At 63.6% G+C, this 23,425-nt stretch carries 24 protein-coding genes; 14 read left to right on the forward strand and 10 right to left on the reverse strand.

The window, feature by feature from the left end; genetic code table 11:
* Positions 1-22: 22 nt before the first annotated feature.
* Together QZ409_RS05700 and QZ409_RS05705 are read right to left on the reverse strand one after the other, a co-directional pair.
* Positions 23-367: a hypothetical protein gene (locus QZ409_RS05700; RefSeq protein WP_296707713.1), complete on the reverse strand. Its 345-nt coding sequence runs from the start codon at positions 365-367 to the stop codon at positions 23-25.
* A gap of 78 nt (positions 368-445) precedes the next feature.
* Positions 446-1,339 (reverse strand): PfkB family carbohydrate kinase, encoded by an 894-nt coding sequence (locus tag QZ409_RS05705; RefSeq protein ID WP_296707715.1) that lies wholly within the window; start codon positions 1,337-1,339, stop codon positions 446-448.
* Between the two features lie 174 nt (positions 1,340-1,513).
* On the opposite strand from QZ409_RS05705, the gene QZ409_RS05710 reads away from it, so the two are divergent.
* The 4 genes from QZ409_RS05710 to QZ409_RS05725 all read left to right on the forward strand — a co-directional run bounded on the left by QZ409_RS05710 (position 1,514) and on the right by QZ409_RS05725 (position 5,039).
* The gene (locus tag QZ409_RS05710) at positions 1,514-2,149 is read left to right on the forward strand and encodes a nitroreductase family protein (RefSeq protein ID WP_296707717.1); all 636 of its coding nucleotides are present in this window, start codon (positions 1,514-1,516) and stop codon (positions 2,147-2,149) included.
* A gap of 65 nt (positions 2,150-2,214) precedes the next feature.
* Positions 2,215-2,847, forward strand: a complete 633-nt coding sequence (gene queE / locus QZ409_RS05715) for a 7-carboxy-7-deazaguanine synthase (protein WP_296707719.1) — start codon at positions 2,215-2,217, stop codon at positions 2,845-2,847.
* Positions 2,848-3,081: 234 nt separating this feature from the next.
* The gene (locus tag QZ409_RS05720) at positions 3,082-4,629 is read left to right on the forward strand and encodes a L,D-transpeptidase family protein (protein ID WP_296707721.1); all 1,548 of its coding nucleotides are present in this window, start codon (positions 3,082-3,084) and stop codon (positions 4,627-4,629) included.
* 119 nt (positions 4,630-4,748) lie between these two features.
* On the forward strand, positions 4,749-5,039 hold the full coding sequence (locus tag QZ409_RS05725) for a hypothetical protein (RefSeq protein ID WP_296707723.1): 291 nt from the start codon (positions 4,749-4,751) through the stop codon (positions 5,037-5,039).
* Positions 5,040-5,057: 18 nt separating this feature from the next.
* Here the strand turns inward: QZ409_RS05725 and QZ409_RS05730 are convergent, their stop codons facing one another.
* The 4 genes from QZ409_RS05730 to dapA are packed head-to-tail and all read right to left on the reverse strand — an operon-like array spanning position 5,058 to position 8,029.
* Positions 5,058-5,936 (reverse strand): alpha/beta hydrolase, encoded by an 879-nt coding sequence (locus QZ409_RS05730; protein WP_296707725.1) that lies wholly within the window; start codon positions 5,934-5,936, stop codon positions 5,058-5,060.
* 52 nt (positions 5,937-5,988) lie between these two features.
* Entirely contained in the window at positions 5,989-6,465 is a 477-nt protein-coding gene (gene smpB / locus QZ409_RS05735; protein ID WP_296707727.1) for an SsrA-binding protein SmpB, read from the reverse strand.
* A 1-nt stretch (position 6,466) separates the two neighbouring features.
* Positions 6,467-7,117 (reverse strand): FMN-binding negative transcriptional regulator, encoded by a 651-nt coding sequence (locus QZ409_RS05740; protein WP_296707728.1) that lies wholly within the window; start codon positions 7,115-7,117, stop codon positions 6,467-6,469.
* Between the two features lie 15 nt (positions 7,118-7,132).
* Positions 7,133-8,029 (reverse strand): 4-hydroxy-tetrahydrodipicolinate synthase, encoded by an 897-nt coding sequence (gene dapA / locus QZ409_RS05745; protein ID WP_296707729.1) that lies wholly within the window; start codon positions 8,027-8,029, stop codon positions 7,133-7,135.
* A 230-nt stretch (positions 8,030-8,259) separates the two neighbouring features.
* Between dapA and QZ409_RS05750 the strand changes: the two genes are divergently transcribed.
* Positions 8,260-10,410, forward strand: coding sequence for a lytic transglycosylase domain-containing protein (locus QZ409_RS05750; RefSeq protein WP_296707730.1), 2,151 nt, complete (start codon positions 8,260-8,262; stop codon positions 10,408-10,410).
* 6 nt (positions 10,411-10,416) lie between these two features.
* On the opposite strand, the gene QZ409_RS05755 is transcribed toward QZ409_RS05750, so the two are convergent.
* Together QZ409_RS05755 and QZ409_RS05760 are read right to left on the reverse strand one after the other, a co-directional pair.
* Positions 10,417-11,097, reverse strand: coding sequence for a uracil-DNA glycosylase (locus QZ409_RS05755; protein WP_296707732.1), 681 nt, complete (start codon positions 11,095-11,097; stop codon positions 10,417-10,419).
* Between the two features lie 55 nt (positions 11,098-11,152).
* Entirely contained in the window at positions 11,153-11,770 is a 618-nt protein-coding gene (locus QZ409_RS05760) for an NYN domain-containing protein (RefSeq protein ID WP_283364790.1), read from the reverse strand.
* A gap of 472 nt (positions 11,771-12,242) precedes the next feature.
* Between QZ409_RS05760 and rpoZ the strand changes: the two genes are divergently transcribed.
* The 8 genes from rpoZ (at position 12,243) to recO (ending at position 19,535) form a co-directional block, all read left to right on the forward strand.
* Positions 12,243-12,626, forward strand: a complete 384-nt coding sequence (gene rpoZ / locus QZ409_RS05765; protein ID WP_296707735.1) for a DNA-directed RNA polymerase subunit omega — start codon at positions 12,243-12,245, stop codon at positions 12,624-12,626.
* A gap of 199 nt (positions 12,627-12,825) precedes the next feature.
* Positions 12,826-15,018 (forward strand): bifunctional (p)ppGpp synthetase/guanosine-3',5'-bis(diphosphate) 3'-pyrophosphohydrolase, encoded by a 2,193-nt coding sequence (locus QZ409_RS05770; protein WP_296707738.1) that lies wholly within the window; start codon positions 12,826-12,828, stop codon positions 15,016-15,018.
* A 26-nt stretch (positions 15,019-15,044) separates the two neighbouring features.
* A complete protein-coding gene (locus QZ409_RS05775; protein ID WP_296707741.1) occupies positions 15,045-15,800 on the forward strand; it encodes a pyridoxine 5'-phosphate synthase in 756 nt (251 codons plus the stop codon).
* On the forward strand, positions 15,797-16,210 hold the full coding sequence (gene acpS / locus QZ409_RS05780) for a holo-ACP synthase (protein WP_296707743.1): 414 nt from the start codon (positions 15,797-15,799) through the stop codon (positions 16,208-16,210). The genes QZ409_RS05775 and acpS overlap by 4 nt, the downstream gene beginning before the upstream one ends.
* A 176-nt stretch (positions 16,211-16,386) precedes the next feature.
* Complete coding sequence (gene lepB / locus QZ409_RS05785; protein ID WP_296707745.1) at positions 16,387-17,175, forward strand: signal peptidase I; 789 nt, start codon at positions 16,387-16,389, stop codon at positions 17,173-17,175.
* Positions 17,172-17,903 (forward strand): ribonuclease III, encoded by a 732-nt coding sequence (rnc, locus tag QZ409_RS05790; protein WP_296707747.1) that lies wholly within the window; start codon positions 17,172-17,174, stop codon positions 17,901-17,903. The genes lepB and rnc overlap by 4 nt, the downstream gene beginning before the upstream one ends.
* Positions 17,900-18,811 carry a GTPase Era gene (gene era / locus QZ409_RS05795; protein ID WP_296707749.1) on the forward strand — a complete coding sequence of 304 codons (912 nt, stop codon included), beginning with the start codon at positions 17,900-17,902 and terminating at the stop codon, positions 18,809-18,811. The genes rnc and era overlap by 4 nt, the downstream gene beginning before the upstream one ends.
* 13 nt (positions 18,812-18,824) lie before the next feature.
* A complete protein-coding gene (gene recO / locus QZ409_RS05800) occupies positions 18,825-19,535 on the forward strand; it encodes a DNA repair protein RecO (protein WP_296707755.1) in 711 nt (236 codons plus the stop codon).
* Between the two features lie 60 nt (positions 19,536-19,595).
* Here the strand turns inward: recO and QZ409_RS05805 are convergent, their stop codons facing one another.
* Positions 19,596-20,438: an NYN domain-containing protein gene (locus QZ409_RS05805; protein ID WP_296707758.1), complete on the reverse strand. Its 843-nt coding sequence runs from the start codon at positions 20,436-20,438 to the stop codon at positions 19,596-19,598.
* A gap of 245 nt (positions 20,439-20,683) precedes the next feature.
* Positions 20,684-20,926: a hypothetical protein gene (locus tag QZ409_RS05810; protein WP_296707761.1), complete on the reverse strand. Its 243-nt coding sequence runs from the start codon at positions 20,924-20,926 to the stop codon at positions 20,684-20,686.
* Positions 20,927-21,174: 248 nt separating this feature from the next.
* Between QZ409_RS05810 and parC the strand changes: the two genes are divergently transcribed.
* On the forward strand, positions 21,175-23,421 hold the full coding sequence (gene parC, locus QZ409_RS05815; RefSeq protein WP_296707763.1) for a DNA topoisomerase IV subunit A: 2,247 nt from the start codon (positions 21,175-21,177) through the stop codon (positions 23,419-23,421).
* Positions 23,422-23,425 lie beyond the last annotated feature (4 nt).

Below are 23,425 nucleotides of genomic sequence, written 5' to 3' on the forward strand. Positions count from 1 at the left end.
GCAGGCTAAATCCGGGCGGCGCTCAGCGCTGGCTGGGCAAAGCGATGACGTCGAGGGCCTTAAGGCAGTCCGCTTCCTTGCCCTGCGCCTCGAACTGCCGCGCCTGATCGAGCGCCTTCGCGGCCTTGGCCCGGGCGACCCCCTTGGCGGCGGCGATCGAATCGGGCGTCGGCTGGTGGTGCGTGGTCGCGAAATCCGATTCCTTCATATCCAGCGGGATATCGCCGCCCGTGTCGAGCACGTTTTGCAGGCGCGCGATCTCGCTATGGCAAGTCTTGTTCTGGGCGAAGGCTGGCGCGGCGAGGGCCAGGGGCAGGGCGAAAGCCGAGGCGAGGGTGAGAATCTTGAGTGTGACGGCGCGGGTCATAATGCGCTCCTTTCCGGGAACGGGCGAAAGGCCGGGATAAAGTGTCAAGTTTCGAGCAATCTGGCAAATTCGGCTGGCTCAGTCCTCATTCGCATAAAGCCGCCGCATTTCGGCGATGTCGTCCATCGAAGGCAGGCCGGCCTCATTGCCCAGATGCTGGATCTTGAAGGCCGACGCCGCGCGGGCGAAATCGAAATGCTCCGCCCAGCGTGCGCTACGGTTGCGCAGATAGGAGGCGAGATAGGCGCCGTGGAACACGTCGCCAGCGCCGGAGGTGTCGATCACCTTGTCCGATGGCACGGGCAGGGCGGGCATGCGCGAGATGAGGCCATCCTCGTCGCTCCAGAGCAGGCCGCGTTCGCCCTCGGTCACCGCGGCGATCTTGACCCCGCGCGCCGCGAGATAGGCCAGGGTCTCCAGCGCGGTGAGCTTCAGTTGCGCGCAAAAGGCCTCCGCCACCACGGCGATGTCAATGGAGTGCAGCACTTCCTCGGTATTGACGCGCAGGGCGCCGCCGTCAAGCGAGGTCAGCAGGCCCTTCTCCCGGAAGGCCTTGGCATAATAAAGCGCGGCGTCGGCCTGGTGACCGTCGAGATGCAGCGCCTCATAGCTCGACACGTCGAGCTTCATGAAGGGGCGGAGGTGATGCGAATCGCGCGCACGCAGAATGGCGCGCTTGCCGCCGCTCGGCAGCACGAAGGACAGCGAGGAGCGCGCGACTTTGCGCGGATAGATCGAGACGCCGTATTTATGCGCCATTTCCCAGAACATCTGCCCGAGCCAGTCGTCGGCCATGGTGGTGAGCAGATCGGGCTGAAGGCCGAGCCGGGCGCAGGCGAAGGCGGCGGTCACCGCATTGCCTCCGAAGGAGACCGCGAAGTCCTTCGCGACGGATTTCTCATCGCCCGAGGGCATGACGTCGGTGATCATCGTCATGTCGATATAGGTATGTCCGACAAAAAGGGCGGTCACGGCGGGCTCGTTGGGCGGGTGGCTATCGGGGCGATTAATTCACAAAATCCTTTTGCTGTCTTTGACTATTGTCACGCCTGCGCTGACGCAAGTCCGGCCTTGCGGCGCGGGACTTGAACCTCGCCCCGCAGCGCGCGATGAAATCGATGACGCCTCAATTGCGGACGCACACCCATGACCAAGACCAATCCCGACCTCGCCGCCCTCGTCTCGGAGGCTGGCGAGCGAAGCGCCGGAACGCCTGTCTCGTCATTGTTCATCGGACGCTGGTCGTCGCGAGCGATGACGGGCGAGCCCATTCCGGACGAGATTCTGTTCGCCTTGTTCGAGGCGGCGCGATTCGCTCCATCCAGTTACAATTCCCAACCGTGGCGCTTTGCCTTCGCCCGGCGCGGCGAACCGGATTTCGATAAATTCTTCGCCTGCCTGAGCGAAATGAATCAGGTCTGGGCCAAGCAGGCTTCGGCCCTGGTCCTGATCGCCAGCAAGGCGGCGTTTACGCCCCCTGGCCAGAAGGAACAGGCATCGTCCGCCAGCGCCTCCTTCGACACGGGCGCGGCCTGGGCGAGCCTCGCGTTTCAGGCGGCGCTGCTGGGTTGGACGACGCGGGCCATGGGCGGGTTCGACAAGGAGCGCGCGCGCGTCGCCGCCCGCGCGGCGGAAAGCCTCAAGCTGGAAGCGATGATCGCCATCGGCCGGCGCGGCGACGCGTCCAGCCTTCCTGCGGATCGCCAGCCGCTGGAAAAGCCCAATGGTCGCAAGGCGATTGCGGATATCGTTTTCGCCGGCGGCTTTCCCGACGATTGCTGAGGGGGCGAAGGCAATTGATCTGGTCGTCGCGAAATCCGATATAGGATCGGCGCAAGGGAGCCGGGATGACCTATAGCGTCAAGGAAATGTTCAAGACCTTGCAGGGCGAGGGCGGGCAGGCCGGGCGCGCCGCCGTGTTCTGCCGCTTCGCTGGCTGCAATCTGTGGAGCGGTCGCGAGGAAGACCGCGCCGAGGCCGCCTGCACCTTTTGCGACACCGATTTCGTTGGAATCGATGGCGAAGGCGGCGGCAAATTCGCCACGGCGGAGGATCTCGCCCGACGGCTCGCCGAGGTCTGGGGCGAGGGCGGGGTGGGGCGCTGCGTCGTCTTCACCGGCGGCGAGCCTTTGCTGCAGCTCGATTCCGCGTTGATCGACGCCGCCCACGCCCAGGGCTTTTTCGTCGCGGTCGAAAGCAATGGGACGCTCGCGCCGCCGCCGGGAATCGACTGGCTGTGCGTCAGCCCCAAGGCGGGCGCGCCGCTGCGCGTGAGTCACGGACAGGAACTGAAGCTGGTCTTTCCCCAGTCGGGGCTGGCGCCGGAAGAGTTCGAGGCGCTGGCGTTCGAACGGCTGTTCCTGCAGCCCATGGACGGGCCGGACCGTGAGCGCAACACGCGCGAGGCGATCGCCTTTTGCCTGGCCCATCCGCGCTGGCGATTGAGCCTTCAGACCCACAAGATGATCGGCATTCCATAAGCGGGTGTTCGAAGCGGGTTTTCGTGAGCCAGTTCAAGGCTGTTGCAAAAAGACAATGGTTGTGGAAAAAAGGCGCCGTCAGGCTGGAGCTGCGCCGGGAATTGATTTGAATCGGAGCAAGCTCGGCGCAAGATGTTAACCTGATGATCCTGTAAGCGCCGCCATGAGCGCATGATGGCGCAGGATACGAATCGCCACCAATCGCGATTCGATCCGGAGGCGGAGGCAAATGCAGTGAAGCATCGGAACTGGGTGCGTTTTCTGGGGCTTTCCGTCGCCTCCGCAGCCTCGCTTTGCCTTGGCGCCTTCCTCTCCTATCAAGCCGCGATGCAGGCCGAATCGGCGGAAGCGCCTGCTTCCGGGGTGGCTGCTCTGTTCGGCGCCGCCGGCGCCGAAAACGCTGCGGTTGAGACGCCTGCCGTTCCCGACCAGACCGCCACCATCAAACCCGCTCCGGTCAAGACCGCCGAAACTCCTACTCCCGCGCCGGAGGATCCCCGCCTAACGGTGCTGGCGAGCCTCCAGCCGGACAACCTGCCCATCTTTTCCTCGTCCGGCGCCTTTCCTGGCGGCTTGGCCGGGTCGTCGTCGCTGCGCACGGACGATGCGCCGCCGGCCTCACCGTCGCCCGCTCAGGAATCGGCGCTCCCCGAAAGCGACCTCGCAACGCCAGCCAATCCGCAGTCGCTTCCCCCCGCGTCGGCCTCGCTACCCGAGGGTCAGGCCCTGTTCCATGGCAAGCCGGCCCCGCTGCCGCCGGTCCGTCCGGCCTCGCTCAAGGCTCCCACGACAATCGCCGCCCTGATCGAGGCCTCGCCTGTCGCCATACCCGCCCTTCCGGCTGCGCCGCAGCCCGTCATTGGTCCTTCTCCCACGGTCTCCGCCGCGCCACCGGCGCCTGGGGCCACTGTCTCGCCTGCCGCAACCGCGCCGGCTTCGCCTGCCGCCCTCGCTTCTCCGGCCAAGGCGACGCCGCCCGCCGCCTCAATGGCCGCCGCCGCTTCGCCGGGCTCCTTCCCGGGCGTCGCCAATGCTCTTGCGGCAGTCACCGCCTCGATCGGCGGCGCGAATGCCGCCGTAACGCCGGGCCAGCCGTCGGCCGAGGTTCTGCCTGACGACAACGCCCAGGGCGGCTTCAAGAAGGGTTCGCCCGCCTATGTCCGTATCTTCAAGAAGGAAGGCGTGCTCGAACTCTGGCTGAAGCGCGGCGACAATTACGCGCTCTACAAGTCCTACCCCGTCTGCAAATGGTCCGGCCAGCTCGGACCCAAGACCCGTCAGGCGGATTATCAGTCGCCGGAGGGCTTCTATTCCGTCTCGGCGCGCCAGCTCAATCCGAATTCGCACTATCATCTCGCTTTCGATATCGGCTATCCCAACGCCTATGATCGCCGTCAGGGCTCGACCGGCAGCGCCGTCATGGTTCATGGCGATTGCAAATCGGTCGGCTGTTTCGCGATGACCAATAATGGCATTGACGAAATCTACGGCATCGTCGAGGCGGCGTTGCGCAATGGCCAGCGCGAGGTGCCGGTTCATATTTTTCCCTTCCGCATGACGGAAGAGGCGATCGCGCGCGAAAGTTCTCCGAAGCAGTTCATGGCCTTCCTCACGCCGGTGAACGCGCAGCCGCAAAGGGATTGGTCGGGCTTCTGGCGCAACCTGAAGGAAGGCTACGATATGTTCCAGCGTAGCCATGTTCCGCCGGTGGCCTATGCCTGCGGCGACCGCTATGATTTCGGCGCTGGCGCCAGCTCCTGCTCGCGCATCGCCGGCTGGTAAGCGGCCCGGCGGCTGAAATCTTTTTCCCCATCTGGCGGCCGCGTCGGCGCCCCGTTATGATCGCATCGCCCGCGCTTCAATCCGATGCGCGGGCAATATTTTCGGTAAAGGAAGGCATCATGGCTATCGTCGGCACGTGGAAACTGTCGCTGGAAACGCCTTTCGGCGTTCAGACTCCCTCTTTGCGGATCAATGCCGACGGCACCGGCGGACTCATCTCGCCGATCGGCGAGGCGCCTCTGAACGATCTGGTGCTGGAAGACGACACGGCGGAATTCAGCGCGAGCGTTCCGACGCCAATGGGCAATTTCGCCATCGGCTTCAGCGTCAAGGCCAGCGGCGACGCGCTTGCGGGCACCTTCACCTCGCCGCTCGGCGCCACCGATTTCACCGGCGTGCGCGAGGCCTGAGCCTCATCCCTGCAAGACTCAGCCTGTTGGGGCGGCGTCGACTTCGTTGACGAAGGCGGCGATCCGCTCAAGGGTTGGCGAATCCAGCAGCAGCGGCGCGTGGCCCTGGCCCGGCACGACATGGGTCTGGCAAAGCGGATTGCGCGCCGCCATTTCTGCATGGACCTCGGGCGTCAAGAGGTCCGAATTCTCCCCGCGCAGGGCGAGAATGGGCGCCTTGAGAGCGCAGAACTGTGGCCAGAAATCCGGCAGTGGCGCCTCGGGGTCGAATGATTCCATGGTTCGCGCCAATTGCGGATCATAGGACAGGCGCAGCCGCTCCGGCGTGATGTTCAGCGAATTTTCCGCATAGAACCGCCATTGCTCGTCGGGCACGTCGGGAAAGCGTGGGCCCATGACGCGCCTGTAATGCGCCACCGCCTCGTCGAGATCGCGGAGCAGGGGCAGGTGGCCAATGTAATTCTTGATATTGGCGAGGCCGGCGGGGTTGAGCTGCGGGCCGACGTCATTGAGGATCAGACCTTTGACGAGGTCGGGACGGACGCCGCCGAGCGTCAGGGCGTGAAGGCCGCCGCGTGACAGGCCGATGAAGATGGCAGAGTCGATACCCAAGGCGTCGATGACCGTCAGGATGTCCGCGAATTCGATCGGGAAGGAATAATGGGTCCAGTCGGGGTCCCAGTCCGAACCGCCGCGCCCGCGATAATCAATGCCGACGATCCGCCTGTGCGTGCGCGTGCTCAGGAAGAGCGCCAGCACGACGAAATCGCGCGCCGGACGCGTCAGGCCCGGCAGGCAGATGACGGGGACCGAGCCGCTCTCCGCGCCGAAGTCGAGGGCGTGCAAGTTCAGCCCGTCGGCGGATTTGAAAAAATGACTTTGCAGCTTCTCGCTCACGCGAGCCCCTCCCGCATTTCAGCGACGCGGTTTTCGCCGGGGCGTCGCCACGTCAGTCGCGCTGTTTCAGGAGCCGGCCTTTTTCGCGGTTCCAGTCGCGCTGTTTTTCTGTTTCGCGCTTATCGTGCAATTGCTTGCCCTTGCCGAGAGCGATCTCGACCTTGGCGCGGCCTTGCGCGTTGAAATATAGCTTAAGCGGCACGATCGTCATGCCCTCTCTTTGGACGCCCTGCGAAAGTTTCGCGATTTCGCGCTGCTTGAGCAGGAGTTTGCGGAGGCGCTTTGGTTCGTGGTTGAAGCGGTTGCCGGCGAGATATTCGGGAATATTGGCGTTCACGAGCCAGATTTCGCCGTGCTTGTCGACGCTGGCGTAGGATTCGGCGATGGTCGAGCGGCCGGTCCGCAAGCTTTTGACCTCCGTCCCGGTCAGCGCGATGCCCGCCTCGAAAACCTCGCCAATTTCGTAATTGTAACGAGCCTTGCGATTGTCGGCGACGATCTTGAAGTTTTTTGCTGGTTTTTCCGCCAATTTATGAATGGGCCTCCGGCCCGTCGGTCTGTAGTTTCGCCCGCATCATTGCGGCAACGGCCTGCGCTTCCGGCGCCGCCTCCCGGCAAAGTCCGGCCATGACGCCGAGCCGGTCGCGTTCATTCCGATTTTGCGACAATTTATATTTGCCGCGAAGATCGTCGATGACGATCTCAAGGCCTGTGATGGCGCGCAATTGCGCGGCGAGAAAGTCTTTCGGCGCGTCCGACGGCGCCCATGGCGCCGGGCGCTCAACCTCCTGCTGGGCGGTCAGGTCGGCGAGCTGCGCCGCGATCCAGTCCGGTTCGTCGCGCAGACTCGCGGTTCCCGCAGCCTGGACCATGGCGTAATTCCAGGTCGGCACGACGCGTCCATGTTCGGCCTTGGATGGATAATAGCCGGGGCTGACATAGGTCTGCGGACCCATGAAGACGACGAGCACGCGCTGCGGCGAGGCGAGAGTTTGCGACAATGGATTCGCGCGGGCGAAATGGGCGCGCAACGCAACGCCGTCATCGTCGACAATGAAGGGAATTAGATCGGCGCTGGTTCCTTCGGCGCCCGCCGCAATGACGAGTCCGAGCGGATTCGCGCGAACAAAGGCGATCAGTTCGCCTTTGTCCTCAATGCGAAAAAGCGCGGGCTCATACATTCCGGGTTCCGATCGTCAGCCCGCCAGGACGCCGGCATGGACCATGGCCGCGCGGATCGCCGCGCGGGTCTTGTCTGTCGAGCCGACCAGCGGCAGGCGGACTTCCTCGCGCGCGCGGCCGAGCAGGCTCAGGCCCGATTTCGCGCCGGTGACGCCGGCTTCAAGGAAGGTCGCGGCGTGCAGCGGCGTCAGGCTGTCCTGAATGGCGAGCGCCCTGACGTAATCGCCACTGGCGGCGGCCTCCCACAATTGCGCACAGGGACGCGGCGCGATGTTGGACACCACCGAAATGCAGCCGGAAGCTCCGGCGGCGAAACAGGCCAGAGCCGTCATGTCGTCGCCAGAAAACTGCAGGAAGCCCGGCCCCATGGCCTGACGCTGCATGGAAATGCGCGCGACATTGCCGGTGGCGTCCTTGACCCCGGCGATATTGCGCAATTCGTCGGCGCAGCGCTTCATGGTCTCGACCGACATGTCGATCACCGAGCGCGGCGGAATATTATAGATGACGATCGGAATGCCGATGGCTTCGTCGATCGCCTTGAAATGCTGGAACAGGCCTTCCTGATTGGGCTTGTTGTAATAGGGCGTCACGACCAGAACCGCGTCGGCGCCCGCCTTTTCGGCGTGGACGGCGAGTTCGACCGCCTCACGCGTATTGTTGGAGCCGGCGCCGGCGATGACCGGAACGCGGCCCTTCGTTTCCGCGATGGCGATCTCGACCACGCGCTTGTGCTCGGCATGCGACAGGGTCGGGCTTTCGCCGGTCGTCCCGACCGGGACCAGTCCATGGATGCCGCTTTCGATCTGCCAATCGATCAAGGCGCGAAACGCGGCCTCGTCCACGGCGTCCTCCTTGAAGGGGGTCACCAGCGCCGTCATCCAGCCTTGCAGTCGCGTACCTGTCGCCATCGCCTCTTTCCGTCCTGCTTCTCGCCGCAAGGGCGCCGCTTTTGGCAGGTTATTAGCCTGGCGCCACTCATAGCGGCTGATTGCGGCGACGGGAAGGGGTGCGCAGCTTCCGTCACGTCGAAAGCTGATTTCCTTCGGGCGAGCTTTGGTTAACCCGTCGTTAATTCCCCGGGCGCAGGCTGAAAACTTACGTGGCGGAGCAACAGGATATCGCGATGAGGATTTTGCGTATGGACCGAAGGCTGACGGGCGCCGCCCTGGCGACCGCTTTCTGCCTCGTCATACCAGCCGAGCAGCAAATCGCGCGTCGAATCCATATCCCGGCCGCTCCTGTCTCTCCTCACGCCCCTTTCGGCAGCCTTCCGGCCTCCGTCGCCCCGCTGGATTCCGAAGCTGTGGCGCAGGGCGACGGCGCCTGGAGCGCGCCAGATCCCTCCAAATTCGCCGGCGGCTCGCCGGACAGCGAAGCGCGCGCGGCGCAGGCTGCGGCGCTCGGCTATGACCTCGCGGGCGCGAGCGAGGCGCTTGAAGCCTATGCCGCAGGGCAGGGACAGGCGGGAGACGCCGTTCTGGCGACGAAGGACCCCGTCGTGCGCGCCGCCGTGGAATGGGCCTTTGTGCGGCTTCATCCGGGCGAGGCGGGCCTCGCGCGTGTCGCCAGTTTCATCCGTTCCCATGCCGATTGGCCGGTCGCGGGGCTGCGCAAGCGCGCGGACGAACTGGCCGGTGGCGAAGGCGCGAAGCCGGAGCGCGTCGCCGCATTTTTCGCCGAATTTCCGCCAGTCTCGCCGCCCGGCCAGATCTCCTATGCCGAAATGCTCAACGCCGATCCCGCCCGAACGGCGGAAGCGGCGCAAATCGCCCGCGACGTCTGGCGCGACAGCGACCTGACGCCATTGCAGGAAAAGCGCCTGCTCAAGACCTTTTCCGGCGTGCTGACCGCCGCCGATCACATCTACCGCGCCGACCGGCTGATGCTGCGCGAGCAGCGCTCGGCCGCCGCGCGCGCCTCGGCCTTGGCGGGCAAGGACGCCCAGGCGCTCTTCCGCGCTCAGGCCGATCTCGCCAATGACGCCAGCTGGGCCAAGGTTTCGGGCCGCGTGCCGGCGAGTCTGCGCGACGATCCGGCTTTGCTCTATCTGCGTATCCACAGCGAGCGCCACGCGGAGCATATCGACGAGGCGGCGAAACTCATGCTCGCCGCGCCGCGTGAGCAGTCGAAACTGACGAGCCCCGACGACTGGTGGACCGAACGCCGCCTGATCGCGCGCAAATTGCTCGATTCCGGCGACGCCCAGCGCGCCTATCGCCTTTGCGCCGAACATGCGGCGGCTTCCACCGAGGCGCAGATCGAGGCCGAGTTCCACTCCGGCTGGATCGCGCTGCGGTTCCTGAACGATCCGGCGCTCGCCGCGCCTCATTTCGACAAGCTGGCGCAGATCGCGCGCAAGCCCCATTCGGTCAGCCGGGCCGCCTATTGGCAGGGACGCGTCGCCGAGGCGCGCGGACTGGACGCCAAGCCCTTTTACGCCCGCGCCGCAAATGAGACCGAGACCTTCTACGGCCAGCTCGCCCGAGCCAAGCTGGGCGACGAGCCGGTCGTGCTGCGTCCGGCGGCCGTGGCCGCGGAAGGCGACGCCCGCGCCGATTCCGTGCGCGCGGTCGAATTGCTGTTCGCGCTCGGCCAGAAAGACGCCGCGCGCCTGCTTGCGCTGGAAAGCGCCGCCGTCCTGACCGCGCCCGAGCAGATGGCCGCGCTGTCGCGCCTGATCGAGGCGAATAGCGACGCCAATACCGCCTTGATCGCGGGCAAGGCGGCGCTGCATCGCGGCATGGCGATCGACAGCCTGGCTTTTCCGCTCAATGGCGTGCCGCAATATTCCGAACTCGCGAATTCGGCCAGCCGCCCGATGGTTCTGGCGATCGCACGGCAGGAGAGCGCCTTCAACGCCACGGCGAAATCCGGCGCGGGTGCCTTCGGGCTGATGCAGATGATCGAACCGACCGCGCGCAAGGCGGCCAAGAGCGCCGGCGTGGCGTTCGATCAGGCGCGGCTGAAGACCGACGCCGCGTTCAACGCTCAGCTCGGGGCCTTTCATCTTGGGCAGTTGCTCGGCGAATATCGCGGCTCGCATGTGCTCGCCTTCGCCGCCTATAACGCGGGCGGCGGCAATGTCGGCGACTGGATCAAGGCCTATGGCGATCCGCGCAATCCGCTGGTCGATCCGATCGACTGGATCGAGCGCATTCCCTTCACCGAAACGCGCAACTACGTGCAGCGCATCGTCGAGAACCTGCATATCTACCGCGCCCGGCTGAGCGATCCGGCGCCGAACCTGTTCGCCGTCGATCTGCGGCAGAAGGTCGCCGCGAAAGACTAAATCAGGTCAGCCCGCGCGAAGCTCTGCGGCCAGTCGCACGAAGACGGAATCGAACATCTCCTGCGTCAACACGCCGGTATTGGTGTTGTAACGCGAGCAATGATAGCTGTCGCACAGGGTGAGGTTCCGGGCGCTCAGGCGATGAACCGCGCCATGCGCGAAGGGAAAAGCCTTTGCCTTTTCCCCGAACAGTCTGAGTGCGCTGTCATGGGCGATGCGGCCGAGGCAGAGGATGAAGCGCAGCTTCGGCATGGCCGCTATTTCCCGAACCAGAAAATCACGACAGGCGGAAATCTCCTGCGGCGTTGGCTTGTTTTGCGGGGGAACGCAGCGCACGGCGTTCGAAATCCGGCAATTGTTTAGATGCAAACCATCGTCCGCGCTTTCGCAATAATTTCCCGAGGCGAAACCATGCCGGATCAAGGTCGGATAGAGCAGATCGCCGGCCCAGTCGCCCGTGAAGGGCCGTCCGGTGCGATTGGCCCCATGCAAACCCGGCGCGAGTCCGAGAATCAGGACGGACGCGTCCAGCGCGCCGAAAGCGGGCACAGGGGCGTTATGCGCCCCCGGCAAAGCATAGCGATTTCCCGCGCGAAATTCCGCGAGGCGGGGACACAAGGCGCAATCCGGAGCTGGCTCGGCAAAGGATCCGGTCTCCGCAAAAGAAAGAGGCGCTTCCCGTTTCATCGGTGCGCCTCTTTGCTGGATCTGCTCTTGAACCCGCGCCGCCATGCTCGGCAGGTCATTCGTCGTCCGACACGGTCTCATGCGGCATAGCAGTCGTCGGCGTGACGGGACGGCGCTCCTGGAAGCGCTGCAGGCGCTCGGTGCGGTCGGCGGGATCGCGGCCGATTTTGTTGACGAGATGGACCAGATCGACAAATTCGTCAGCCTGGCGACGCAATTCGTCGGCGACCATAGGCGGCTGGGTCGTTATGGTCGACAGCACCGAGACGCGCACGCCCTTGCGCTGGACCGCCTCGACCAGCGAGCGGAAGTCGCCGTCGCCCGAAAACAGCACCATGTGGTCGATGTGATCGGCCATTTCCATGGCGTCCACGGCGAGTTCGATATCCATGTTGCCCTTGACCTTACGGCGGCCGAGCGCGTCCACGAATTCCTTGGCGGGTTTGGTGACGACCGCATAGCCATTGTAATCGAGCCAGTCGATCAACGGACGAATCGAGGAATATTCCTGATCCTCAACCAAGGCCGTGTAATAAAACGCGCGCAGCAGGCGGCCCTTGGACTGAAACTCTTTCAAGAGGCGCTTGTAGTCAATGTCGAAGCCGAGTGATTTCGCGGTCGCGTAAAGATTTGCTCCGTCAATGAATAAAGCGATGCGTTCCTGATCTGCCATTATGTTTTTCCATTTCCGGTTGTGCTAAAGCTACGCACAATTCGCAAGTGTTATGATTTAGAGTCGATTTACTCCAAAACTGGCCAAAAGCAAGTTTCATCATCATGAAGATTTGGACAGATTCGTGTTAACTCTCCTGTCGTGCTCTGGCCAGATGGCTGCGTCGTCCATTTCCGATCGACAAGGCTGCTTTGATCGCCCTAACTTCGGGGTTTGCTCGGTTGCGCCCTCGATCGGCTGGATGTCCATCAGGATTGGACCGCGCGCGTTCGCGTCTCGGAACTCTAGTGTAAGCGACCTGGAGAATATTGTTCCAATCCGTCATAATTCCTTTCCTCGTAAAAGCCAATTGGGACATTTTGACGGAAAAGGCTTGACCCGTCGCAAAAATTGCGAAACTTGCCCCGATGGGCATTTTTATGTAGTACAATTGGAAATTCCCGATCGCCCGATGTTTTGAGGAGCTGGCCGAATGGCGCGCGTCACCGTTGAAGATTGCATCGACAAGGTCGATAACCGTTTCGATCTCGTCCTGCTGGCCAGCCATCGCGCGCGGATGATCTCATCCGGCTCGCAGATCACCGTCGCCCGCGACAATGACAAGAATCCGGTCGTCGCCCTGCGCGAGATCGCCGATTCGATGATCGCGCCCGACGATCTGAAGGAAGATTTCATCCATTCGCTGCAGAAGCATGTCGAGGTCGACGAGCCCGAAGCCGAGGTCGTGCCGACCCTCGTGACGCCCGCCAGCGACGCGGCCGGCGACGTCCAGTTCGATCGCATGACTGAGGAAGACCTGCTGCGCGGTCTCGAAGGCCTGGTGCCTCCGGCCGAGACGGACGACGATTCGGAATAACAACCGCTCGCGCCGCCCATAGCGGCGACGACGGAAGGAACGCCTCCCGCTAATCATTTGCGGGGGGCTTTTTCTTGCGCGTTTGCGCGCGGATTTGACCTAAATTCATCGCCCAAATCGCTTGCTCAACTCCGCCACGGCGTCGATAGTAGCAAGGTGGAATTTGTGGGAGCGGTGGGCCGCAGGGAATGTCTTCAGCATGATGCGGCAGTACGAACTCGTCGATCGCGTTCGAAAATATAATCCGCAGACCGACGAGGATCTCCTCAATCGAGCCTATGTCTACGCCATGCGCGCGCATGGCCAGCAAATGCGCGCCTCGGGCGATCCCTATTTCACGCATCCGCTAGAAGTCGCGGCCATCCTGACCGAGATGAAGCTCGACGACGCGACCATCGTCGCCGCCGTGCTGCATGACACGATCGAGGACACGGGCGCGACCAGGGCCGATATCGATACTTTATTTGGCCAGGAGATCGGTCGCCTCGTCGATGGCCTCACGAAGCTGAAAAAGCTCGATCTCGTCTCCAAGCGGGCCGCGCAGGCGGAGAATTTCCGCAAGCTGCTGCTGGCCATCGCCGAAGACGTGCGCGTGCTGCTGGTCAAGCTCGCCGACCGCCTGCACAATATGCGCACGCTACATTACGTTTCGCCGGAAAAGCGCGCCCGCATCGCCGAGGAGACGCTGGACATCTACGCCCCGCTCGCCGGTCGCATGGGCATGCAGAACCTGCGCGACGAGCTTGAGAATCTCTCGTTCAAATATTTGATGCCCGAAGCCTTCGCGATGGTTTCGACGCGGCTGGAGGATCTGCGCGAGAAGAACCGCGAGCTGATCAAGACCATCGAAAACGAATTGACCGAAGAGCTGGCGCGGCGCGGCATCAAGGCCGATGTGCGCGGGCGCCAGAAGCAGCCCTATTCGGTCTGGAGCAAGATGGAGCGCAAGTCGCTCGCTTTCGAGCAGTTATCCGACATTTTCGGCTTCCGCGTCGTCGTCGACAATACGGACGACTGCTATCGCGTCATCGGCGTCGTGCACCGGAAATGGCCGATGGTCCCGGGGCGGTTCAAGGATTATGTCTCGACGCCCAAGCAGAACGACTATCGCTCGATCCACACCACCGTGGTCGGTCCAGGACGCCAGCGCGTCGAGCTGCAAGTGCGCACCCATGAGATGCATGACATCGCGCGCCACGGCATCGCCGCCCACGCCTTGTACAAGGATGGCCGCGACGCGCCCGCGCCCGTGCTTTCGCATGAGAGCAACGCCTATCAATGGCTCAAGCGCACCATCGACATGCTCTCGGAAGGATCGAGCCCGGAAGAATTTCTGGAGCATACGCGGCTGGAGCTGTTCCATGACCAGGTGTTCTGCTTCACGCCCAAGGGCCGGCTGATCGCGTTGCCGCGCGGCGCCACGCCGATCGATTTCGCCTATGCCGTCCACACCAGCGTGGGCAATTCGGCGGTCGGCGCCAAGATCAACGGCCGCCTCGCGCCGCTGCTGGCGCCGCTCGACAATGGCGACGAGGTCGAGATCGTGCGCACCGAGGGGCAGACGCCGCCGGCCGCCTGGGAATCCATCGCCGTGACCGGCAAGGCGCGCGCCGCGATCCGCCGCGCCACCCGCGACGCGGTGCGCGCGCAATATGCGGGCCTGGGCCGCCAGATCGTGCTGCGCGCCTTCGAACGGGCGGGCAAGAAATTCTCCGACGATAAATTGAGGCCGTCGCTGCCGCGCCTTGCGCGCTCGACGATCGAAGACGTGCTGGCGGCGGTTGGGCGCGGCGAGATGTTTTCCGGCGATGTGGTCAAGGCCGTCTATCCGGAGTTCAAGGAAGAGCGCAAGGCGCAGTCGCCAGACCGCAGCGATCCGGGCTGGTTCCGCATGCAGAAAGCCTCGGGGGTGCAGTTCAAGGCGCCTGGCGGCGGAAGCGACGCCCAAGCCGTGCCGATCCGCGGGCTACATGGCGACCTGCCGGTGGCCTTCGCCCCCAATGGCGCGGTGCCCGGCGACCGGATCGTCGGGATCATGACGCCGGGCCAGGGCATCACGGTCTATCCGATCCAGTCGCCCGCGCTCGCCGCCTTCGACGACCAGCCCGAACGCTGGCTCGACGTGCGCTGGGACGTCGAGGACGCCCAGGCCCTGTTTCCCGCGCGGATCGTGGTCGCGGCGATCAACGAGCCGGGCAGCCTCGGCGCCGTGGCGAGCCTGATCGGCGAGCAGGGCGGCAATATCGACGACGTGACCTTCAACAAGAAATCGCCGGACTTCCGCGAAATGACCTTCGACATTCAAGTCTTCGACCTGAAACACCTCAACGATATTCTCTCGCGGCTGCGCGTCCTGCCGATGATCAACAGCGTTGAGCGCGTGATCGGATAGAGAGCGCCGCCACGAAAGGCCCAGCGATGAGTTTTGCGAAAAAAATCCGTCTCGGCGTCAATATCGATCACGTCGCCACCCTGCGCAACGCGCGGGGCGGCTTCGCGCCTGATCCCCTGCGCGCCGCGCAGATGGCGCTCGCCGCCGGAGCCGACGGAATTACCGCGCATCTGCGGGAGGATCGCCGCCATATCGTCGACGAGGACATGCGCCGCCTCAAGGCTTCGATCAATGCGCCGCTGAATTTCGAAATGGCCGCGACCGAACAAATGCTCGATATCGCGCTCAAGATTCGCCCGCACGCCTGCTGCCTCGTACCGGAAAAGCGCACCGAGCGCACCACGGAAGGCGGCCTTGACGTGGTCGGCGGCCGCGAAAGGCTCGCGCCCTTCGTCGACGAGCTTTTGCGCGCAGGCATTCGTGTCTCCTTGTTCATCGAGCCGTCGCCCGAGGCACTGGCCGCCGCGCGCGCCTTGAAGGCGCCGGTGGTCGAGCTTCATACCGGCGCCTGGTGCAACGCCCTGGCGCTGGGCGAGACGGATAAGGCGGACGCCGAGTTCGAGCGCCTGCGCGTGGCGGCGGCGGAGGCGGAGCGGCTCGGGATCGAATGCCATGCCGGCCACGGCCTCGATTTCGACACGGCGCGGCTGATCGCCGCTTTCCCGCAGATCGTCGAGTTTAATATCGGTCACTTCTTGATCGGCGAGGCGGTCTTCATCGGCCTCGACGCCGCGGTGAAGGAGATGATCGCCGCCATTGCTCAGGGACGGGCCGGGGGATGATCATCGGACTCGGCCTCGACCTTTGCGACATCCGGCGCATCGAACAAACATTGGAGAAATATGGCGAGCGCTTTCCTCGCCGCTGCTTCACGCCCGTCGAGCGCGCCAAGGCCGACGGCCGCAAGGCGCGGGCGGCGACCTACGCCAAGCGTTTCGCCGCCAAGGAGGCCTGTGCCAAGGCGCTCGGCTGCGGGATCGGGCAGGGGGTGTCGTGGCGCGACATGGGCGTGGTCAATGATCCGTTCGGGCGGCCATCAATGGAGTTGACCGGCGGGGCGGCGGAGCGGCTCGCCCGGCTCACGCCGGCGGGCTGCGAGGCGCGCGTCCATCTGACCATGACCGACGAATATCCGCTGGCGCAGGCGCAGGTGATGATCGAGGCGGTTCCCCAACCCTTGTCCAAGCCTTGAGCCTCTCCAAGCCTTGAGCCTCTCCAAGCCTTGAGCCTCGCCAAGCCTTGAGCCTCGCCCCATTTTGCGCGGCGGGCGGACAGAAAACGGACAAAAATTCGCCCCGAATTGGCGCGACAGCCTTGCGTCGGAGCGCGAAAACGCCGACAACCGGCGCCCGGAACTGGAAAAAAGATATGAGCGAATCCATGAGCGAAACGTCGCCGCGCGCCGCCAAGAAGACCGAACAAGGCGGAATTGGCGAAACGATCATCGTGATCCTTCAGGCGCTGGCGATCGCTCTCGTGGTCCGCACCTTCCTCTTCCAGCCCTTCAATATTCCGTCGGGTTCAATGATCCCGACGCTGGAGATCGGCGATTATCTCTTCGTCTCCAAATATAGCTATGGCTATTCGCGCTATTCCTTTCCCTTCGGCCTTCCCGCGTTCCAGGGCCGCATTTTTGGCTCTGCGCCCAAGCGCGGCGATGTCGTGGTGTTCAAGCTGCCGCGCGACAATGAGACCGATTACATCAAGCGCGTAATCGGCCTGCCCGGCGACAAGATCGAGATGAAAAAGGGCCGGCTCTATATCAACGACCAGATCGTCGAGCGCGAGCCCATCGAGAAGGCGCAGACCGAGGATCTTTACGGCCATTTCGGCCCCGTGCCGACCTATAAGGAAACCTTGCCGGGCGGCGTCACCCACACGATCATCGAGATCCAGGGCGATGACGGCTTCAACGACAACGCCGGGCCCTTCATTGTGCCGCAGGGCCATTATTTCATGATGGGCGACAACCGCGACAACTCCACCGATTCCCGCGTGCCGCAGGATCAGGGCGGCGTCGGCTATGTGCCCTATGTCAATGTCGAGGGCCGCGCGGAAATGATCTTCTTCTCGGTCGGCGGCGGCGCGGCGGCCTGGGAGTTCTGGCGCTGGCCGTGGACCCTGCGCCTGAACCGCATGTTCCACGCGGTCCGATGAGCGTCGCTGGCGACGCCGCGGCGGATTTCGGCGATCTCGCCGCCCTGCAGGAGCGCGTGGGCTATCGCTTCGCGGATCCGTTGCTGCTGTTGCGCGCGCTGACCCATGTCAGCGCCTTGCCGGCGACCCAGGCGGCGCGCCGGGTCGATTCCTATCAGCGGCTTGAGTTTCTCGGCGACCGCGTGCTTGGCCTCGCCGTGTCCGACATGCTCTGCGAGCAATTTCCGGGAGCTGAGGAAGGCGAACTCTCGCGCCGCCTTGCCGATCTGGTCCGCAAGGAAACCTGCGCCGATGTCGCGCGCGAATGGGGCGTTGGCGACGTCGTGCGGCTTGGCGAGGGCGAGGCCCAGACCGGCGGCGCCAAGAAATCCGCCATTCTCGGCGACGTCTGCGAGAGCATTCTCGGCGCAATCTTTCTCGACGGCGGCTTCGCGGCGGCGCAGGCGACGATCCGTCGCTTCTTTCACGGGAAAATGCTCAATCCGGCGCGGCCCCTGCGCGACCCGAAAACCGCCTTGCAGGAATGGGCGCAGGCGCGCGGCCTGCCGCCGCCGTCCTATCGGCAGTCGTCGCGGATCGGGCCGGATCATGCGCCGGTTTTCATTATGGAAGTCGTCGTCAACGGCTATGAGCCGATGGCCGCCCGGGGCAGTTCGAAGCGCTTCGCCGAACAGGCCTGCGCGCAGAGCTTCCTGACCCGCGAGGGCGTCTGGGAGGAGGGGGAATGACTGAGGAGACGAAGGCGCCGCGTTGCGGTTTTTGCGCCCTGATCGGCGCGCCTAACGCCGGCAAGTCGACGCTGCTCAACCAGCTCGTCGGCGCGAAGGTTTCGATCGTGTCGCGCAAGGTCCAGACCACCCGCACGCTGGTGCGCGGCATTGCGCTGGAAGGCGAGGCGCAGATCATTTTTGTCGATACGCCCGGCATTTTCGCGCCCAAGCGCCGGCTCGACCGCGCCATGGTCACCTCGGCCTGGGGCGGGGCGGGCGACGCCGATGTGGTCTGCCTGCTGATCGACGCGCGCAAGGGCGTGGACGAGGAGGTCGAGGCCATCCTCGAAAGGCTGCCGCAATTGCGCGCGCCGAAAATCCTCGTGCTCAACAAGATCGACACCATCGAGCATGAAAAGCTGCTTGGACTCGCCGCCAGCCTGAACGAGCGGATTCACTTCGCCGACACTTTCATGATCTCGGCGCTGAAAGGCCATGGCTGCGTGAAGTTCCGCGAGAAGCTTGCGCAATATATGCAGCCGGGTCCGTGGCTCTATCCCGAAGACCAGATTTCCGACGCGCCCATACGCGCGCTGGCCGCAGAGATCACGCGCGAAAAACTCTTCGAGCGCCTGCACGACGAATTGCCCTATCAGTCCACGGTCGAGACCGAATTGTGGAAAGACCAGCCCGACGGCTCCGCGCGCGTGGAGCAGACGATCTATGTCACCCGCGAGGGACAGAAGAAGATCGTGATCGGCGAAGGCGGAAAGACGATCAAGAGCATCGGCTCAGCGGCGCGCAAGGAAATCATGGAGGCGGCGGAACAGAAGGTCCATCTGTTCCTGTTCGTGAAAGTGCGCGAGAATTGGGGCGACGACCCGGAGCGCTATCGCGAAATGGGTCTGGAATTTCCCAGGAAGTAAGGGGGCTGCGGCCATGGAATGGTCGGAGCGCGGCCTGATCCTCGGCCTGAAGAAACATGGCGAGACCAGCGTCATTCTCGAATTGATGACGCGCGGCCATGGTCGCCATCTCGGCGTGGTGCGCGGCGGGCGCTCCAAGTCCATGCAGCCGGTGCTGCAGCCGGGCAATGAGGTCCAGGCGGTCTGGCGCGCGCGGCTGGAGGAACATCTCGGCATGTTCGCCGTCGAGGCGGCGGCGCTGCGGACGGATCTGTTGCTGTCGAACCCGCAGGGCCTGCATGGCGTCGGGCTGCTTGGAGCCTTGCTGCGGCTGCTGCCGGAACGCGATCCGCATCCGGGCCTTTACGAGCGGGCGCAGGTTCTGCTGGCGCAGCTCACCACGCCGCTGGCCCCGGCGCTTTTCGTCCATTTCGAACTGGCTTTGCTTGCCGAACTCGGCTTCGGCCTCGATCTCGACCAATGCGCGGCGACGGGAGGGCGGGACGATCTGGTCTATGTCTCGCCCAAATCCGCCCGCGCCGTGAGCCGCGAGGCCGGCGCGCCCTGGGCGGCGAAGCTGCTGCCGCTGCCGGCCTTTCTGCGCGAGGCGCCGGGCGCTCCGGTCACGCGGGAGAATGTGCGGGACGGCTTCCGACTCACCGAATTTTTTCTCGCCCGCGACGTTTATCTGCCGCGCGGGCTCAAGCCGCCGGAAGCGCGCGCGGCTTTTATCGCGAGCTTTTGAGCATTTCCGGTCGGATTTTTGCCGCGATGAAGCGGGCTGACTTAAGGATAGCGCCGCGTTTTATTTAGCCCGGAGATACAGGTTCTCGCTTGATTGGCCGGGAACCGGTCGTGCCTCGGTTGTGAAGAGGTCTGTTCTTCCCTTCACCAAATGCGACAGCTTCTTGTAGCCAAAGGCTCGGGGATCAAAGTTGGGATCGAGTCTGTTCAGATTGCTGCCGAATGTCCCCAGATGCACCCAGCCGTTTTCATCCGATGATTGTTCCAAGGCGTTCAGCGCGATTTCTTTGGGGAACTTCCGGACGGGTACGGATGCTGAGGCAGGTTTTTTCGGCGCTGCTTCGGGGGCCGCATTGGCGTTCGCTGCAACGCTCGCTGTCTCTGCCTTGCTGCGGCACAATGCTTCGATGAACATGAACTCATCGCAGGCGTTCTGAAATGCGCATGGCGTTTTGTGCGCCCCGAAACCCAGCACCTTCAGCCCTTCCTCTCGAATTCGCGTTGCGAGTCCGGTGAAGTCGCTATCGCTGCTGACAAGGCAGAAACCGTCAAAATTCCGGGTGTAGAGCAAGTCCATCGCATCGATGACGAGCGCGATGTCCGTTGCATTCTTCCTTGGCGTGTAGGCGAATTGCTGAACAGGCTTGATGGCGTATTCCTGGAGGATTTCGTTCCACGATGAGCTGGGGCCAGCGGTGAAATCGCCGTAGATCCGCTTCACCGTGGCTTCGCCAAACCGCGCGACTTCCGCCAGGATTCCTTCAATCGCCAATGCCTGGGCGTTGTCGCCGTCAATAAGCACCGCCAGACGGGAGACCGGTTCTTCTGGTCCATTTTTGGCTGAGAGCCTCGATGACGCCATCTTCAGTTCAATCTTTTTGGTTGGGAATGGAGCGAAAAACAAAGTTCGTGATCGGGATCATTTGAAATCGAAAGCCCTTGCGAAATTCTGAGTCTCCCGTGGTGAATTTTTCTCTTGAGTAAATGTGGTTACTTTCGCTCTCCCCGATCTTAGCTGGTCAAGGCGCGGCAGCCGGGGCGGAGTGCGGGGGACAAAAACGAAAAAACCGCGCCGAAACGCGGTTCATTCACCATCTTTGGAAAAACGTCCGGCCTTCACCGGCTATTCTGACGCCGATTCGTGAGCCTTCACTGGCAGACGTGGCGGATTTCCTTGTGCGAAATGCCATAGCCTTCGTCGGCTTCGACCTCGCGGTCCTCGCATTGGCGGGCGTTCGCGGCGGCTGCGTCCGCCTGGATGGATGCGGCCTCGACCGCCCGCGCGCCGCCTTCCGCCATCACCTGCCCGATGGGCGAGAGATAAGCAATGGCGGAGAAAGCGAAAAGGCCCAGCAGAAACAACAATGTCATCAAGCGATTCGACGTTTTCATGACTGCCTCAGTCCGATCCCGACGCAAACGGCTCGGGCAAGACATTTGCCTTGCCGCGATCAAGCATTGTGACGCCGGGAATTGAACAGTTCAGGGGGGTAAAGGTTCCGCATGTGCGAAATGTCCATCGCGTTCTAGACCCGCCGGCGGCGCCAGACTAGTGCGGAAAGGACACATATTTCGTTAAAATCGGGAGGCGTACAAATAGCGAACTTGAACGCGCCGCCCGGCTGATCTATGGCTGGCCCATGGCCAAACCGCATGTGCCGCCGCCCGGCGAGAACAATCAGCCGATCAATCTGCGCGACGCGCTCGAAGAGCGCTATCTCGCCTATGCCTTGTCGACCATCATGGGCCGCGCCCTGCCGGACGCGCGCGATGGGCTGAAGCCGGTCCACCGCCGCATTCTCTATGGCATGCACATCCTGCGGCTCGACCCCGGCTCGCCCTTCAAGAAATGCGCGAAGATCGTCGGCGACGTGATGGGCTCCTTCCATCCGCATGGCGATCAGGCGATCTATGACGCCCTCGTGCGGCTGGCGCAGGATTTCGCCTCGCGCTATCCGCTCGTCGACGGCCAGGGTAATTTCGGCAATATCGACGGCGACGGCGCCGCCGCCTATCGCTACACCGAAGCCCGCATGACCGATGTCGCGCGTGCCTTGCTCGAAGGTATCGACGAAGACGCCATCGACTTCCGCGAGAACTATTCCGGCGACCAGAAGGAGCCGGTGGTGCTGCCCTCGGCCTTCCCGAACCTGCTCGCCAATGGCAGCCAGGGCATCGCGGTCGGCATGGCGACCTCGATCCCACCCCATAATGTGGCCGAGCTTTGCGACGCCGCTCTTTATCTCATCGCCAATCCGAAGGCCGACGCCGCACAGCTCGTCACTTTCGTGCCGGGGCCGGACTTCCCGACCGGCGGCGTGATCGTCGATTCGCGCGAGACCATCATCGAGACCTATCGCACCGGGCGCGGCTCGTTTCGCACCCGCGCCCGCTGGGTGAAGGAAGAGGGCGCGCGCGGCGTCTGGAACGTCGTGGTGACGGAAATTCCCTATGGCGTGCAGAAGTCGCGGCTGATCGAAAAACTCGCGGAACTGGTCAACGAGAAGAAATTGCCGTTGCTTGCCGATGTTCGCGACGAATCGGCCGAGGATGTCCGCATCGTGCTCGAACCCCGCGCACGAAATGTCGATCCGGGCGTCATGATGGAAAGCCTGTTCCGCATGAGCGAGCTGGAAACGCGCTTCGCCATGAACATGAATGTCCTGGTCGATGGCGTGGTTCCGCGCGTGGTCTCGCTGCCGGAGGCGCTGCGGCAATGGCTGGACCATCGCCGCAATGTGTTGGTCCGCCGCACCCAGTTCAGGCTGAGCGAGATCGAGCGCCGGCTCGAAGTCCTCGCCGGCATGCTCGTCGCCTTCCTCAATCTCGACGAGGTGATCCGCATCATCCGCGAGGAGGAAGAGCCCAAGGACGTCCTGAAGGCGCAATTCGAGCTCACCGACAATCAGGCCAATTATATTCTCGACACGCGACTGCGCGCCTTGCGGCGTCTGGAAGAAATGAAGCTGCGCGATGAGCATGCCGAGCTGACGAAGGAAAAGGCCGATCTCGAGGATCTGCTTGGCGGCGAGGCCCGGCAATGGAAGACGATCACCGCGCAGATCCGAGAAATCAAGAAGAAATGGGGTCCGCTCACGGCGATTGGCAAGCGCCGCACCAGTTTCGAGGCTCCGCCCGCCAGCGCGGAGAATTTCGACCTCTCCGACGTGCTGGTCGAGCGCGAGCCTGTCACCATCGTCGTCAGCCACAAGGGATGGATTCGCGCGCTGAAAGGTCAGGTCGCCGACCTGTCCAACGTCCAATTCAAAGGCGACGATTCGCTGCGGCTATCCTTTTTTGCGGAAACGACGTCAAAGATTCTGGTGCTGTCCACGGACGGCAAGGTCTTCACGCTTGAGGCGTCCAAACTGCCGGGCGGTCGCGGCGCGGGCGAGCCGATGCGCCTGCTCGCCGATATTGGCGACAACGAGGACGTCGCCGCGGTCTTCGTCTATCGCCCCTGCGTGAAAATGATCGTCGCGACGACGGATGGGCGCGGATTCCTGGCCGGGCAGGACGATATGGTCGGCAATACGCGCAAGGGCAAAATGCTGCTCGGCGTGGACGGGGCGGCCAAGGCGCGGTTCGTCGTCCCCGCCGAGGGCGACCATGTCGCCGTGATCGGCGAGAACCGCAAATTGCTGTGCTTCCCGCTGTCGGAACTGCCCGAAATGACCCGGGGCAAGGGCGTGCGCCTGCAACGCTACAAGGACGGCGGCCTGTCGGACATCAAAACCTTTGCGCTTAGCGAGGGCCTGAGCTGGATCGACCCGGCGGGCCGCGTCTTCAATGTGGCGGCGGACGCCCTGACCGAATGGATCGGCCACCGCGCCGACGCTGGCCGCCTGCCGCCCAAGGGCTTTCCGAAGGCGAACAGGTTTTCCTGAGCGA

Source organism: Rhodoblastus sp. (assembly GCF_019449565.1).
GTDB lineage: Bacteria > Pseudomonadota > Alphaproteobacteria > Rhizobiales > Beijerinckiaceae > Rhodoblastus.